Raw genomic sequence first — 14900 nt, 5'->3', positions numbered from 1 at the left:
AACAAGAAAAACTAGCGAAAGAAACCAATGTCGGCAACAATTAAAATACCCGCACAATTTACGGCTGTTGACAAATTTAGCCATGTAGTAAAGGGCATGGGAAGAAACGTGGGAAATATGGCCAGTAATGGTATCGGCCACATTAAACGCTTTGATCATAAATTGAACCGGACTTTCAAGCAAATGGGCCGGCTATCACAACTCGCAATCGGTGTAGGGCTAGGCACTCTTTTTTACAATGCTGGTAATGATGTAGTAGAATACGGTGATGCCTTGGCACAGTTCAGGACAATAGTAAGTGATTTAAACGACAAGGAGTTTGCTAACTATGAGAAAAGTATTTTCAAAGTTGCCAAAGACACAAAAAAAAGCGCCATAGATGTAGTGGCATCTTATGAAAAAATAGCCGGCCTGAACGCTAAGTTCGCCGAAACCGAAAAGGGAATTTCACAAGTTTCAAAAGCTACAATTACGTTAAGCAAAGCCTCTAAAGATGACTTGGGAACATCGGCCGAGAATCTTGTTGGTATCATGAACCAATTTTCATTTGGTGCCGAACATGCCGATAGGACAATAAACGTACTTGCTGCCGGTCAGGCGGTAGGATCGGCTAGTATAACCCAAACAGCCGAGGCTTTCAAAAATTATGGTTCGGTTGCAGCTGGGGCAAACATTACCTTAGAGGAGTCCGTTGGTCTGATACAGACGTTGGGCAAGTTTTCTATTTTCGGTTCTGAGGCAGGTACTAAATTGAGAGGTGTTACCTTAAAACTACAGAAAGCAGGTATGGGTTATGCAAGTGGTCAGTTTAACATAAATAATGCCCTGGAAGAGGCTCGAATGCGTATTGATAAACTATCCTCTGCTCGAGAAAAAGATGCATTTATTACAAAAACCTTTGGAGCAGAAAATGTTTCGGTAGGCAGAACTTTGTTAAACAACATCGAGGTATACAAAGAATTTACTAAGGGTGTAACCGGTACTAGTGAAGCCCAAAAAGCAGCCATTATAAATTCCAACACACTAAAGAACAGACTCGGAGAATTAAGGAACGCTTTTACTAATAACGTGATAGAGGCCACTAACACGGGTGATGCCATTGATTTTGTCAAGGGCTCATTAGGTTTTCTGGGGGATAATATAGAAACTTTCACGAACATTGGTATTGGTCTTTTAGCCATGTTCGTTGCTATGAAAGGAGCCATGTTCACTTATGCGGTTTACCAAGGTATAGCCACGGCTGCGGCTTGGTTGGCGGTACCTGCAAATGCGGCGTTGGCGGCTACGGTGTGGTCGGTTACATGGCCGATATTGGCAGTCATAGCTGCTATAGCATTGATTGTATTGGCATTCAAAAATTGGGATAAGATCACGGCATGGTTTTCCAAGCAATGGGGAAAGTTTACATCATGGATTGGTGATGCATGGAACAATCTAGTGGAGTGGTTTCAGGAGTTTGACTTCATGGGATTTTTTCGGGATATCGGACAATCTATTTTAAAGTTTATCCTGGCACCAATGCGTATTATGCTAGAAATGGCTTCTAAAATCCCTGGTGAACTCGGAGATATGGCCAAAGGAGCTTTGGGCAGATTAGCTAATCTAACAGGAGATGTAGAAGTGAGAGATTCCCTAAAACCGGTTGATGGACCTCAGGTAACTACGGCTAATAAAATTGAAGAATTAAGGGAAAGTACTATGAAAGGATCTCTGAATATAAACCTTAATGACCCTGGAAAAATGGTGCAATCAACTTCCAGCAGGGATACACCGATTCCAGTTAAAGTAACCAGTACACAAGGGGCATTCTAAAAAATCTTATTTATGTTCTTAAGTTTACCCACAGAAGTTATTAGCCGGTCTCTTAAGTACGATATTGGTCAAGGGGTTTATTTTTATTATGATCCACAGACAAAACTTCATCATAAATATAACAGGGATCATGTCTACGAGATGTCCTATTCCCGAGATGAATTGTCAGAGGAAGTCCTTGAAAAACTGCCCAAGAATATAAAGGAAATTGGTTCGAACTCGGCAAACCTCTGTTGTTCAGAAAACATTGATAAACCTTCGTTGCAGGATATCTCTGATCCGCCAAAACAAACTATTAGTAAAATGAATATTGAATTGATGAATCACGAACAGATAAAAGAAGCCTTTCCACAAGTATATAGCGAAGTATTTAGCCTAGGTGTTGCAATGGAGCGCGCAAAGAACGATGAATGGATAAAACACTATGAACTTGGACATATTGATAAGTGGAAATTAAGAGATGGTATCCTATCGCGTCTTACCTATGACAGATATATGAGCCTGGAGATACAACAATTTTACGGAGATATAGATAAAAAATTAAAGTTGTTCAATAAAAATGAAAAGACCCTTGACGAAGACCATTACGTTTTACCAGTCCCGAAAGAAGATTACTATTCTAAATTAGAGGCGAAAGAATTTTACGATGAAGTAGATAGAAGACTAAAAAACTAAACTTCGAATTTTGATTTTTATTTGAGTTTATCTCCGACCCGCTGCAGAAATGTAGCGGGTTTTGTCATATATCATGTCTTAAGAAAGAAAAGACCCCTTCTTTATTTTTTAAATCCTTTAGCAGTCTATCCCTCCCAGTACCCGTATATTCCCGAATGGAACTTTCATTGTTAAAATACAACAGAGCGGATAATTCCATCTTCTCGATAAATGCCTCTAAATGCTTTGTTTTAACATCCAGATTTATACCAATGACATCCAACTCCTCAGATGGATAAATTGTAGTTGGAAGTTCGTTTGTAATTTTGATTCCTATTCCGGGAGTAGTCGTTGAAGAATAATTTTTTCCCTGTCCTATGGCCTCCCAAGTAATATTTACGAACTCGAATAATCCATTAAAAATAATATTAGCCCTGTACTCTTTTGTCATTGTCTCACCAACATTCTTGATGCTTACAACAACCTGAAGTCTAGTTTCATCAACATCTCCCTCTTCCGGATGAATATATAATCCTAATGCAGATAATATAACCTTTGCGCTTGATTTCTTTTCATAAAGATTCCGGACCTGGTATTCCTCCATCGGGGCAACACCAAAATTATTTCTTAAATAGAATCTCTTATCAACGCTCATATGTGGTGATTCCGAACTTTCCGGAATCTGTACAATATATATGGACTTACTTATATCATCATCCTTCCTTATCGGGAAAATTTTCAAGTTTGGAATAAGTCTTTTTATAGTCGAACTAATAATTTGTTCTAACGATTCTTTGGTAAAAGAATTCCCATCTACATATACAAAACTGTCAGCAACATTATCCTTTTCAAGTAGACCATAAATAATTAGCCCACCATTGGAATTGGCCATTGCCGCAATATCCTTTGAGATTTCCTTTTTGTTCCTGGGAGTCTTCTGCAACGCTTCACCTGACTTAAATTCAAGATTGAGACCCTCTTCAATTTTATTGTCAATTAATGATTGCAAAAATTCGAAATCGTAAGAGTCGTACTTATGAAGTTCTTTCATGAGAAAAAATTGGCTAAATATCGACTAAAAAACAAGAGCACAAAACCCAACCATTTGATTTTAAAATGGTTGGGTTTTTAACTAGTGACCGCGGGAGGATTCGAACCCCCAACCCTCAGAGCCGAAATCTGATATTCTATCCAGTTGAACTACGCGGCCAAAGTGATATAATACACCCTTAAAAGCGCGCTAAGATAACTTATTTTTCACTATGGTAGAAATAGTTTTTCCGTCCGCCTGTCCGGCCAATTCCTTGGAAACCATTCCCATCACCTTCCCCATGTCCTTCATCCCCGACGCACCTATGGCATCTATCGTTTGCACCACTACCTTTTCAATTTCCTCCTCAGTTAGTTGTTCTGGAAGAAACTGTTCAATAACGGCAGCCTGGGCCAGTTCGGGTTCCGCCAAATCGGCCCTGCCCTGTTCCTTATAAATGGAAGCGCTATCCTTGCGTTGTTTCACTAATTTTTGCACCAGCTTAATTTCATCGGCCTCGGTGAGATTGCCCCCTGCCCCACTTTCGGTCTGTGCCAATAACAAGGCCGATTTAATCGCTCTAAGGGATTCCAAAGCCACTGAATCCTTGGATTTCATAGCTGCTTTCATTTGTTCCATTACCTGTTCCTGTAGGCCCATAATTTCTGGTTTTTTCGGACTGCGAAGATAAAAAATAAACCCGAAAACATTGCTATTTCCGGGTTTGGATTGTTTGGGGAAAAGGGCAGCTAATCCACGTTATCATTTAAAAATGAATTGTTGGAACGTAATTGAATCTCTCCATTACTATCTTCACTTAGGCTGGTTCTTGAAACCTTTGCCTGTCTAGGGTTATCGTTTAAATCCACACCTTGGCGCTTGTAAGCCGGTTCTTTCTCTATTTCATCTATATTGCTCAAATTATTCTGAAACTTGTAGTTGAAATCCTTTAGTTTTCTTCTTCTTTCATCGGCTCTTTCCTTTAACAATTCCTCAATAGGGATTTCCATGGGATCAGTTGCCTTGGAAGGGTTTTGGGACTTATGGTCGCCATCTTTATCGGCTATTGTCTTTTTCTCGAAAATCAGTTCGTCCTCTATTATTTTGGGGTCATATTCCTCAGCTTTGGACTTGGCCCCGGTGAGTTTATTCTCCAGCTCCATATAATCGTCCAAACTGTAACGGGTTTCCCCATCCTTATTGTATTCCAATACGGGTACCACATCAATATAATCCTTTACGTCCATGTCCTTTACTTCCTCATCCAGATTAAAGGTGATAACGTTTTCCTTTTCCTCTTCATCTTCCTGGGACAATGGCATATCAAAACTCATGGTAAACTGTTCCTTTTTGGACGAGACTACCTCAGGATCAACTACTTCAATGTCGTTAAGGGTATCCTTGGAATCTATAATAATGAAATCATCTTCGGAAACTTCTCCTTTTACTACTTCTTCAATTACTTCTTCGTAGAAAACATTGAAATTCTTGATATAATTGGTAGTAGGAATCAAATCCATTCCCAACTCTTCCTCTTCCGGAAGTTTGTATGTTTTTTGAGGCTCTTCAATCTCTTCTTCCTGCAGTTGGTGTATAATGGGCTTAGGGGTCAGGTCCTGTTCAGCTTTCTGTCCCTCCTCAAGATTATGGATGATTTTCTTGGATTCCGTATTTACAATATCATCCTGTTGATCAACATTAAATCCCGTAGCGATAACGGTAACGGCAATAGCTTCTCCTAAATTCTCATCCTCACCCACGCCCATGATGATATTTGCGCCATAACCCGCCTCTATTTGGATATAGTCGTTGATTTCTCCAATTTCATCAATTGTAATTTCTTGGGAACCGGAAACGATCAGCAATAACACATTTTTGGCACCTGTTATTTTGTTGTCGTTCAATAAGGGAGAATCCAAGGCTTTTACAATGGCCTCATGGGCCCTTGCGGAACCGGAAGCCATGGCAGACCCCATAATGGCCGTACCACTATTGTACAGTACGGTTTTCGCATCCCTAAGGTCAATGTTCTGGGTATAGTGATGGGTAATAACCTCTGCAATACCACGGGCTGCGGTGGCCAAGACCTCATCAGCTTTTGAGAAACCGGCCTTGAAGCCCAGATTTCCATAGACCTCACGCAACTTATTATTATTGATAACGATAAGGGAATCTACATTGGAGCGTAATTTTTCAATCCCGGTCTGGGCCTGTTGGCAACGCATTTTACCCTCAAACTGAAAAGGCATAGTGACGATGCCCACGGTAAGCACGTCCATTTCCTTCGCTTGTTTTGCGATTACGGGAGCGGCACCAGTACCCGTCCCCCCGCCCATACCAGCGGTAATGAAAATCATTTTTGTTGTGGTATCCAGCATACCCTTAATTTCCTCCATGCTCTCCAATGCAGCCTGTTCCCCAATTTCGGGATTGGCCCCGGCGCCTAGTCCTTCAGTCAAGGAAACCCCCAATTGGATCTTGTTCGGCACGGGGCTGTTCTGCAAGGCCTGCTGATCGGTATTGCAGATAACAAAATCCACCCCGTTAATGCCGGCTTGGAACATATGGTTAATGGCGTTGCTCCCACCTCCGCCAACACCAATGACCTTTATGACGTTACTTTGATTTTTCGGCAGATCAAAGGATATGTTTTCAAATTCCGTGTTCTTGCTCATATTCTTTATATTACTGGTTATTATATTCTTTTATTGTTATTCTGCATTATCCAAAAAATCCTTGAGCTTTTCCGACCATTTATCAAAAACGGATTTTCGCTCTTTTTTTACTTTAGTTCCTCCAACGGCTTCCTGTTCATGGGCGGCAAAGGCCATTTCTTCCTCGTTTTCCCCACTTTGCGCCACAGACTTCTCCTTGCTTTGATTTTTTAGGGCATTCATCAAAAGACCTACCGCCGTAGCATACAATGGACTGGCAATGGTCTCCTCCGAATCCCCGGCAAGGTGTTCATTAGGGTAACCGATGCGGGTGTCCATACCGGTAATATACTCCACCAACTGTTTCAAGTGTTTTAGCTGACTGCCACCTCCTGTAAGTACGATACCGGCAATGAGCTTCTTTTTTTGCTCCTCATGCCCATAATTCTTTATTTCAACATATACCTGCTCCACGATTTCGACCACCCTGGCATGAATGATCTTGGAGAGGTTCTTTAGGGTAATTTCCTTGGGTTCCCTACCACGAAGCCCCGGAATGGATACAATTTCGTTATCCCGATTCTCGCCGGGCCACGCCGAACCGAACTTGATTTTCAGCAATTCTGCCTGCTTTTCTATTATGGAACACCCTTCTTTGATATCTTCGGTAATAACACCTCCACCAAATGGTATTACCGCCGTATGTCTAATAATACCATCTTTGAAAATGGCCAAATCCGTGGTCCCACCGCCTATGTCGATCAGAGCGACCCCTGCTTCCTTCTCTTCTTGGCTCAATACCGCATCCGAAGAGGCCAGAGGTTCCAAAGTAATATTGCCCAAATCCAATCCGGCGCTCTTAATACATCTCCCCACATTTTTTATGGACGAAACCTGCCCTACCACCACATGAAAATTGGCTTCCAAACGTCCACCATACATTCCAATGGGCTGTTTGATCTCGGCCTGGCCGTCAACCTTATACTCTTGCGGCAATACATGGATAATTTCCTCTCCGGGAAGCATTACCAGTTTATATACCTGATTACATAATTGGTCAAGGTCGTCCTCATTGATTACCTCTTCAGAATCCGAACGTGTTATATAATCGCTATGCTGAAGGCTTCTAATATGTTGCCCCGCTATCCCTACAACGACAGAGCCAATTCTTAGCCCTGAATTGGCTTCGGCCTCCTCTACTGCCTGTTGAATAGACTTTATGGTTTGGGTAATATTGTTCACAACGCCTCGGTGCACACCTAAACTTTTGGATCGTCCAATGCCGAGAACCTCAATTTTCCCATATTCGTTTTCCCTGCCGATTATGGCCACAATCTTGGTCGTCCCTATGTCCAACCCAACTGAATATTTACCTTGTTCCATCGTTATCCTTAAATTTTGGTGCATACTACCTGATTATTAAACTCCAAGTTTACCATGGCATATTCCTCCAATGTCTTATCCCGATTTGCCTTGGCATAAAACGCCTTGAAATTGTTAAACTTTTCTTCCAGATTGTCTATACCGCCCAAATGGACCACGAACTGTTCCATTCGAAACTTTAATTGGTAACTCTCCTCCTCTTCAATATGGATACCAATTACATTTTTACGGAGAAAATCGTCCTGGTTTATATACTTCAGAATTTCATAAACATCTTCCAAGCCCTTGCCTGTAATCTTACCTGTGATTATAGGAACCCTTGCCGAATGACTTTTGGACAACGGCATACGTTTCCCTTCATCATCTAGATAAAACTTTGAATTCCCCTCTATGCGTCCGATTGGTTTGCGTTGAACAATTTTAGACGTAAGTTCACCATTTACAGTAAGATAAACTTGGGCACTTTTCACCATTTCATTGGCCTCGATGACCTTTTCTATAGTATTCAAAACTAATTTTTCTTTAGGCATATTTGAGATAGGCCCATAATTTTGTATTAACAATTTATTAACCGTGCCTTGCGTAATATAGAGGTTTTGATCCCCGACGAATTCAACGTTGATTCCTTCTACTTTTCGCTTTTCGCTTCTATGGTTGGAAAATGCGTAAAGCCCCATTATTATTAGGCTAAGCGCAATAATCTTAATATAGTTCCAATTAATTCGCATACTCCAATTTGCTTTTAATTTTGGATACCTCCAAACCTATATCCCCAGCTCCAAGGGTAACAAGGATTTCAGGATCTTGCTTTTTTATTTCAGATATTAAATCCGCTTTTTCTATTAATTTTTTATTGGGATTTTCAATTTTTTCCAATAACCACTTCGAAGAAATTCCCTCCATGGGTTTTTCCCGGGCCGGGTAAATATCCAACAAGAGAATTGCATCGAATTTTGACAAGCTTACCGCGAAATCATCCGCAAAATCCTTTGTCCGAGAAAATAAATGAGGTTGAAAAACCACAGTACTATTTTTTCCCGGATGCATTTCGGTAATTGCATCATAAACCGCATCGATTTCTGTAGGATGATGGGCATAATCATCGATAAAAATGAAATCTTTTGATTTGATTTGATAGGAAAACCTCCGCTGCACGCCCTTAAACGTGGCCATCGCCAATGCCAGTTTATCCAAAGGATTTCCCGATTGTTCTGCCATGGCAAAAGCCGCCAGTCCATTCAGTAAATTGTGTCTGCCCGGCTTATTGAACCTAACCCCCGAAATCATCGTATGTGGCATTGCTATATCAAAAATATAGGTACCCTGCTCTATCCGTATATTACGGATGCAATAGTCCGAGCCATCCTCTATTCCATAGGTAGTTCCTTTTAGGGGCAGGCCGTTGCGTACAAACAATTGCCCCCCTGGTTTTATACGCTGTGCAAATTCTTCAAAAGATTTCCGTAGCGAGGTACTATCCCCATAAATGTCAAGGTGATCGGCATCCATAGAGGTTATGCAGGCTACATTGGGATACAGCCTAAGAAAGGAGCGATCAAATTCATCCGCTTCCACCACGGAATACTGCACTCCCTTGAACAGAAAATTACTATTAAAGTCCTCGGAAATTCCACCGAGAAATGCGGTAAGCGGTGTTCCTGTTTCATTGAGCAAATGTGCCAAAATACTGGATGTGGTGGTCTTGCCATGTGTGCCGGCAACTGCGAAACAAAAAGTATCCTTGGTAATGAGGCCTAGAACCTCGGAACGTTTCTTTATTTCAAAACCTTGATCCAAAAAGTATCGATACTCGGAATGTTCCTGTGGGACCGCAGGTGTGTATACGACAAGTGTGTTTTTCTTCTCAAAAAAACCTTTGGGAATTTTGCTCCAATTGTCCTCATAATGTACGGGTATACCCAATTTTACAAGATCTTGGGTCAATGGCGTTTCCGTTTTGTCATATCCCGCCACATTCTTATGGATGAACTTGAAATAACGCGCCAAGGCGGACATTCCTATACCTCCTATTCCAATAAAATATACGTTATGAATGTTTGTTAAGTTCAAAACTATACCTAGGGTTTTACCTTATGTCTTCAATGTATTTAACAACTTTTCTATTTCGTCCGCAATATGCCTTGTTGCGTTGGGCATGGCTCTTTTTTTCAGGTTTATGCATAACTCTTCCTGCTTTTCCTTGGATTCGTGTAAATCTGAAAAAACGGTCTCAAATTTTGCGTCCAGCTCATTCTCCCGCAACATCAAAGCCGCTTTTTGGTTCACCAGCGCCATTGCATTTTTGGTCTGGTGATCCTCCGCCACATTGGGTGAAGGAATGAATAGTGTGCTCTTGCCTACGATACACAATTCGGATACGGAACTGGCTCCCGATCTGGAAATGACATAATCGGCAGCGGCATAGGCCAAATCCATCCTATTCAAAAAATCGAAAACCTTTACGTTTTGATCTGCGTATTCTTGATACTGTTCAAAGTATAGCTTGCCACATTGCCAAAGCACCTGCAAATCTTTAGATGCAAAATAACCCAGTTCCTTTTCGATCAATTCATTGATACGTCTTGCGCCCAAACTTCCACCTAAAATCAGGACCACCTCTTTTTCCGGATCCAACCGAAAAAAGGTCTTCGCTTCGAAACCGGGTGTATTCATTTTTACCAAGTCCTCCCGCACCGGATTACCCGTTTTTACAATTTTGGCGGACGGAAAAAACCTATCCATACCATCATAGGCCACACAGATTTTGGCTACTTTATCCTTGAGCAGTTTGTTCGTAATGCCTGCATAGGAATTCTGCTCCTGAAGTAAACAGGGAATGCCCCGTCCGGAGGCCACCTGTAACAAAGGACCGCTGGCAAACCCACCGGTACCGATGACCACATCAGGTCTAAATTGGGATACTATTTTTCGCGATTTCAACAAACTACTTATCAACTTAAGGGGAAACATCAAATTTTTAAGGGTTAGTCTCCGCTGTAACCCGGTAATCCATAATCCTTCAATTTTGTACCCGGCCTGGGGTACTTTTTCCATTTCCATACGATCCTTTGCCCCAACGAATAAAAAATCGGCTTCCGGATACCTCCCTTTCAATTCATTGGCTATTGCAATGGCCGGATATATATGTCCTCCGGTACCTCCCCCGGAAAGTATAAACCTATAATTGCCCACTCAACACTTGTAAAGGGTTTGAATCATCAACATCCACCACCTTTTCCCCTATTTCATTGTCTTTCCTGCTCGCGCTCAATATGATGCCAATGGCCAAGCAAGTCATCCAACTTGAGGTTCCCCCGCTACTTATCAAGGGTAGGGTTTGGCCTGTTACAGGGAATAGTTCCACAGCAACCGCCATATTGATCAAAGCTTGAAAAACAATGGGCAGACCGACTCCCAAAACCAGTAATTTTCCAAAGATGGTTCCATTGCCATTGGCTACTACTACGATACGGAACAACAAAAACAAATAAAAGAACATCAAAACAAAGCCGCCTACAAGGCCGTATTCCTCCACAATAATGGCATAAATAAAGTCCGAGGAGCTTTGGGGCAAAAAATTCTTTTGTACACTTTTACCGGCACCCTTACCCACGATTCCACCTGAAGCAATGGCAATTTTGGCCTTCTCTATCTGGTAATCCGCTTCGGTATCCTCCGGGTTCCAAAAACTTTCCACCCTGCTTATCCAAGTATCCACACGATTGGGAAAAAGATCGGGCGCCGCCTTTGCACTAAGAATAAAAAATGTAAGGCAAACAATTCCCGCACCTACTATTCCGAATACATATTTTAAAGGATAGCCCCCTAGAAAGCATAGTAGAAGCACCATGGAAAATAGAATGGCGGCCGTAGAAAAATTGGCCGGCAATATCAATACAACTACTAAAAAAACAGGTAGCCACAAGGGTAATATGCTCTCCTTAAACGTGATGGCCCTGTCCTTTATCTTGGTTAAATAACGAGCTACATAGATCATTAGGACCACGGCGGCCAGGTTGGAAGTTTGGAAGGTTATCCCCACAAAAGGAATCCGGATCCATCTACTCGCATTGGCCCCCTCAATTGTATCACCCTGTGCCAGCGTAAATGCCAATAGAACCAACACAACAGGCATTGCAATTAGCGATAGCCCTTTAAAAAAGTGGGCAGGAATCCTATGCACCCCATAAACAATTCCAAAACCCAAAAACAACAGCAAGGCATGCTTGATCAAGTGCCCGGTAGTAGTACCGTTGCCTACAACATATACTAAGTTACTGCTGGCACTATAGACGGGTAAAAACGAAAATACCGCCAAGAGTGCCGCTATGGCCCAAATGGCTTTATCTCCCTTAATGTTTTTTAATACCCGTAACATGGTCATAAATTCTTTATGGCTTCCTTGAATTGATCTCCCCTATCCTCGTAATTCTTAAAAAGGTCAAAACTGGCGCAGGCCGGGGACAGCAAGACCGCATCCCCGCGTTCCGCAATTTTATAGGCCACCTTCACCGCTTCCTCCATAGCAAAGGTCTCCACCATTAAGTCCACTACATTGCCAAAAGCATCCTTAATCTTAGCATTGTCCATACCTAAACAAATAATGGCCTTTACCTTTTCACGGACCAACGGCATCAAGGCCTTATAGTCGTTTCCCTTGTCAACTCCCCCCACAATCCATACGGTGGGTGCACTCATACTATCCAAGGCAAAATACGTGGCATTAACATTGGTAGCCTTGGAATCGTTAATGTACTGTACGTGATGTATTTTCAATACCTTTTCCAAACGATGCGGAACTCCCTGAAAATTGGCTATGCTTTCCCGGATGGCTTCCTTTCGGATACCCACCAATTTAGCGGCCATGGTTGCCGCCATGGTGTTTTTAAGGTTATGCTTTCCTTCCAGCGCCAAAGTGTTCGTTTTCATCGTAATTAAATTGTTTTGTGTACGAATTTGTATTTCGTTGTTTTTCATGTACGCCCCTTCCTCCAAAGTTTTCTGAATTGAAAAAGGCAGTAAGCGGGATTTGATCGGGTGTTCGGATAAACCTTTTACAATCGTTTCATTGTCCAAATCATAGATGAAATGGTCTTCCTTATGCTGGTTTTTGGCAATCCTGAATTTTGAAGCGACATAATTCTCAAACCGATAATTATAGCGATCCAAATGATCTGGCGTTATATTGGTGATTATTGCAATTTCAGGTCTAAAATTCACGATGCCGTCCAATTGAAAACTGCTGATTTCCAATACATAATATTCATAGTTGTGCTCGGCTACCATCCTAGCGAAACTATCCCCAATGTTGCCGGCCATACCCACGTTTAGACCATATTCCTTGAGAATATGGTAAGTCAACATCGTAGTCGTGGTCTTTCCATTGCTTCCAGTAATACCAATAATCTTGGCATCCGTATAACGCGCCGCAAATTCGATTTCCGAAATTACGGGAACGTCTTTCGTCCTTAATTTTACTACTAAGGGAACCGTATCCGGAATGCCAGGACTTTTCATAACCAAATCCGCGTTTAGGATGGCGGCTTCAGTGTGTTTCTCTTCCTCCCAATCAATCCCAAAATGTTCAAGAACGTTTCTATACTTTGTCTGTATTTTTCCCAAATCGGATACAAAAACCTCATATCCTTTTTGTTTTCCCAGAATAGCGGTCCCAATACCGCTTTCGCCTGCGCCCAACACCACCAATCGATCCATGCTAGCGCACTTTTAATGTCACGAAACTTATAACCGCCAGCAATATTCCGATAATCCAAAAACGTGTGACTATCTTGCTTTCGTGATATCCCTTCTTTTGATAATGGTGGTGTAGGGGGGCCATCAAAAAAATACGCCTCCCTTCGCCCGATCTCTTTTTGGTGTATTTGAAATAACCTACCTGTAGCATTACCGAAATGGATTCGGCAAAGAATATTCCGCATAGTACGGGAATCAACAACTCCTTTCGTACGATAATCGCAATCACGGCAATGACCCCGCCAATCGTTAAACTTCCCGTATCTCCCATAAACACCTGTGCCGGATAGGCATTGTACCACAAAAAACCTACCAGGGAACCAACAAATGCAGTTATGAAAACTAAAAGTTCACCTGCTTTTGGGATGTAAAAAATATCCAGATAGTCAGAAAAAATGATGTTGCCCGAAACCCACGCAAAAATACCCAGGGTCATGACAATTATTGCCGACGTGCCAGCTGCCAAACCATCGATGCCATCCGTAAGATTGGCACCATTGGATACCGCCGTTATGATAAAAATCACTATGGGGATAAAAAGTAACCATGCATATTTTCCAGCACCATCACCAATCCAGGACACAAAATCCGTATAATCCAATTCGTTATTCTTAAAGAAGGGGATATTGGTCTTAAGGGATTTTATCTCTTTGCCCTCTATCTCCACAACCTCATAGTTTTGGGTTATTATGGTATTGTTCTTTTCCTTCATGGTGACCTCTGGGTGGAAATAGAGCGTTGCGCCCACAATAAGGCCCAACACCACCTGACCCAAAACCTTAAACCTGCCCTTTAATCCCTTTTTATCCTTTTTAAAAATCTTGATATAATCATCTATAAAACCGATGATACCCATCCAAATAATGGTAACAATCAGTAAAATGACATAAATGTTCAGTATATCCGCGAACAAGATCACGGGAATTAATGTGGACATGATAATAATCAATCCACCCATGGTAGGGGTTCCCGCCTTCTGCTTCTGTCCTTCCAGACCTAAATCGCGTATGGTCTCCCCTATCTGTTTCCGCTGAAGAAAAAGTATGATACGCTTTCCATACGTAGTGGCGAGAATAAGGGAAAGCAAAACCGCCATAGCTGCCCTAAATGTTTGAAACTGGAAAAGACTGGCACCAGGGACCTGATACTCTTTTTCCAAATATTCAAACAAATAAAATAACATGGTTAGGTTTTGGGTTTTAACACTATTTATCCATACTGTTCAATGCATCCTTTACCACTTCAAAATCATCAAAATCAATACGCTTTCCATTGGTTTCCTGGTAGGTTTCATGCCCTTTTCCGGCTACCAAAATGATATCATCCTTAACGGCCAACTTACAGGCAGTTTTAATCGCCTGTTCCCTATTCTCTATGGACAAAGTTTTTTTTTTGTTTTGTGGCTCCACACCTGCCTCCATTTCCTTAATTATTGCCTCCGGTGGTTCTGATCGGGGGTTATCCGAAGTGAAAATAGCGGTGTTGCTCATGGCCGATGCGATATAGCCCATTACCGGACGCTTAGACTTGTCTCTGTCGCCACCACACCCCACAATAGTGATGACGTTTTCATTTCCAGTCCTCAACGTGTTGATGGTATCAAGCACGTTTTT

At 41.8% G+C, this 14900-nt stretch carries 13 protein-coding genes and 1 tRNA gene; 2 read left to right on the top strand and 12 right to left on the bottom strand.

The features are described 5' to 3' along the window. The first annotated feature begins 27 nt into the window (after nt 1-27). Both Q0993_RS01315 and Q0993_RS01310 read left to right on the top strand, forming a co-directional pair. Nucleotides 28-1812, top strand: a complete 1785-nt coding sequence (locus Q0993_RS01315; RefSeq protein WP_299529049.1) for a phage tail tape measure protein — start codon at nt 28-30, stop codon at nt 1810-1812. 12 nt (nt 1813-1824) lie between these two features. Further along, nucleotides 1825-2487 carry a hypothetical protein gene (locus Q0993_RS01310; protein WP_299529047.1) on the top strand — a complete coding sequence of 221 codons (663 nt, stop codon included), beginning with the start codon at nt 1825-1827 and terminating at the stop codon, nt 2485-2487. A 64-nt stretch (nt 2488-2551) separates the two neighbouring features. On the opposite strand, the gene Q0993_RS01305 is transcribed toward Q0993_RS01310, so the two are convergent. From Q0993_RS01305 to Q0993_RS01250, 12 genes are all read right to left on the bottom strand, one after another. Continuing rightward, the gene (locus Q0993_RS01305) at nt 2552-3517 is read right to left on the bottom strand and encodes a helix-turn-helix domain-containing protein (RefSeq protein WP_299529045.1); all 966 of its coding nucleotides are present in this window, start codon (nt 3515-3517) and stop codon (nt 2552-2554) included. Between the two features lie 85 nt (nt 3518-3602). Then, nucleotides 3603-3676 (bottom strand) — tRNA-Arg (locus Q0993_RS01300). A 30-nt stretch (nt 3677-3706) separates the two neighbouring features. Beyond that, nucleotides 3707-4156 (bottom strand): GatB/YqeY domain-containing protein, encoded by a 450-nt coding sequence (locus Q0993_RS01295; RefSeq protein ID WP_299529043.1) that lies wholly within the window; start codon nt 4154-4156, stop codon nt 3707-3709. 89 nt (nt 4157-4245) lie between these two features. Beyond that, complete coding sequence (gene ftsZ, locus Q0993_RS01290) at nt 4246-6171, bottom strand: cell division protein FtsZ (protein ID WP_299529041.1); 1926 nt, start codon at nt 6169-6171, stop codon at nt 4246-4248. 36 nt (nt 6172-6207) lie between these two features. After that, on the bottom strand, nt 6208-7533 hold the full coding sequence (gene ftsA, locus Q0993_RS01285; RefSeq protein ID WP_299529039.1) for a cell division protein FtsA: 1326 nt from the start codon (nt 7531-7533) through the stop codon (nt 6208-6210). An 8-nt stretch (nt 7534-7541) separates the two neighbouring features. Then, on the bottom strand, nt 7542-8261 hold the full coding sequence (locus Q0993_RS01280; RefSeq protein WP_299529037.1) for a cell division protein FtsQ/DivIB: 720 nt from the start codon (nt 8259-8261) through the stop codon (nt 7542-7544). Beyond that, the gene (murC, locus tag Q0993_RS01275) at nt 8251-9603 is read right to left on the bottom strand and encodes a UDP-N-acetylmuramate--L-alanine ligase (RefSeq protein ID WP_299529035.1); all 1353 of its coding nucleotides are present in this window, start codon (nt 9601-9603) and stop codon (nt 8251-8253) included. Before murC ends, Q0993_RS01280 begins: the two co-directional genes overlap by 11 nt. Before the next feature lie 21 nt (nt 9604-9624). Next, entirely contained in the window at nt 9625-10725 is a 1101-nt protein-coding gene (gene murG / locus Q0993_RS01270) for an undecaprenyldiphospho-muramoylpentapeptide beta-N-acetylglucosaminyltransferase (RefSeq protein ID WP_299529033.1), read from the bottom strand. Beyond that, complete coding sequence (locus Q0993_RS01265; protein ID WP_299529031.1) at nt 10712-11911, bottom strand: FtsW/RodA/SpoVE family cell cycle protein; 1200 nt, start codon at nt 11909-11911, stop codon at nt 10712-10714. The genes murG and Q0993_RS01265 overlap by 14 nt, the downstream gene beginning before the upstream one ends. 2 nt (nt 11912-11913) lie before the next feature. Beyond that, a complete protein-coding gene (murD, locus tag Q0993_RS01260) occupies nt 11914-13248 on the bottom strand; it encodes a UDP-N-acetylmuramoyl-L-alanine--D-glutamate ligase (RefSeq protein ID WP_299529029.1) in 1335 nt (444 codons plus the stop codon). A gap of 1 nt (nt 13249) precedes the next feature. Then, complete coding sequence (mraY, locus tag Q0993_RS01255) at nt 13250-14470, bottom strand: phospho-N-acetylmuramoyl-pentapeptide-transferase (protein ID WP_299529027.1); 1221 nt, start codon at nt 14468-14470, stop codon at nt 13250-13252. A 22-nt stretch (nt 14471-14492) separates the two neighbouring features. Further along, on the bottom strand, nt 14493-14900 hold a 408-nt coding region (locus tag Q0993_RS01250; RefSeq protein WP_299529025.1), incomplete at its 5' end, for a cyanophycin synthetase.

The organism is Ulvibacterium sp. (assembly GCF_028285715.1).
GTDB lineage: Bacteria > Bacteroidota > Bacteroidia > Flavobacteriales > Flavobacteriaceae > Ulvibacterium.
Note: the sequence above shows the minus strand (reverse complement) of the source record. Positions and strands in the feature narration are given on the sequence as shown.

Bases quoted from the DNA above. Each gene is read 5' to 3' on its own strand.
- Q0993_RS01315 (WP_299529049.1), top strand. From the start codon at position 28: ATGTCGGCAACAATTAAAATACCCGCACAATTTACGGCTGTTGACAAA.
- Q0993_RS01280 (WP_299529037.1), bottom strand. From the start codon at position 8,261: ATGCGAATTAATTGGAACTATATTAAGATTATTGCGCTTAGCCTAATA.
- Q0993_RS01295 (WP_299529043.1), bottom strand. From the start codon at position 4,156: ATGGGCCTACAGGAACAGGTAATGGAACAAATGAAAGCAGCTATGAAA.
- Q0993_RS01310 (WP_299529047.1), top strand. From the start codon at position 1,825: ATGTTCTTAAGTTTACCCACAGAAGTTATTAGCCGGTCTCTTAAGTAC.
- ftsA (WP_299529039.1), bottom strand. From the start codon at position 7,533: ATGGAACAAGGTAAATATTCAGTTGGGTTGGACATAGGGACGACCAAG.
- mraY (WP_299529027.1), bottom strand. From the start codon at position 14,470: ATGTTATTTTATTTGTTTGAATATTTGGAAAAAGAGTATCAGGTCCCT.
- Q0993_RS01305 (WP_299529045.1), bottom strand. From the start codon at position 3,517: ATGAAAGAACTTCATAAGTACGACTCTTACGATTTCGAATTTTTGCAA.
- murD (WP_299529029.1), bottom strand. From the start codon at position 13,248: ATGGATCGATTGGTGGTGTTGGGCGCAGGCGAAAGCGGTATTGGGACC.
- ftsZ (WP_299529041.1), bottom strand. From the start codon at position 6,171: ATGAGCAAGAACACGGAATTTGAAAACATATCCTTTGATCTGCCGAAA.
- Q0993_RS01265 (WP_299529031.1), bottom strand. From the start codon at position 11,911: ATGTTACGGGTATTAAAAAACATTAAGGGAGATAAAGCCATTTGGGCC.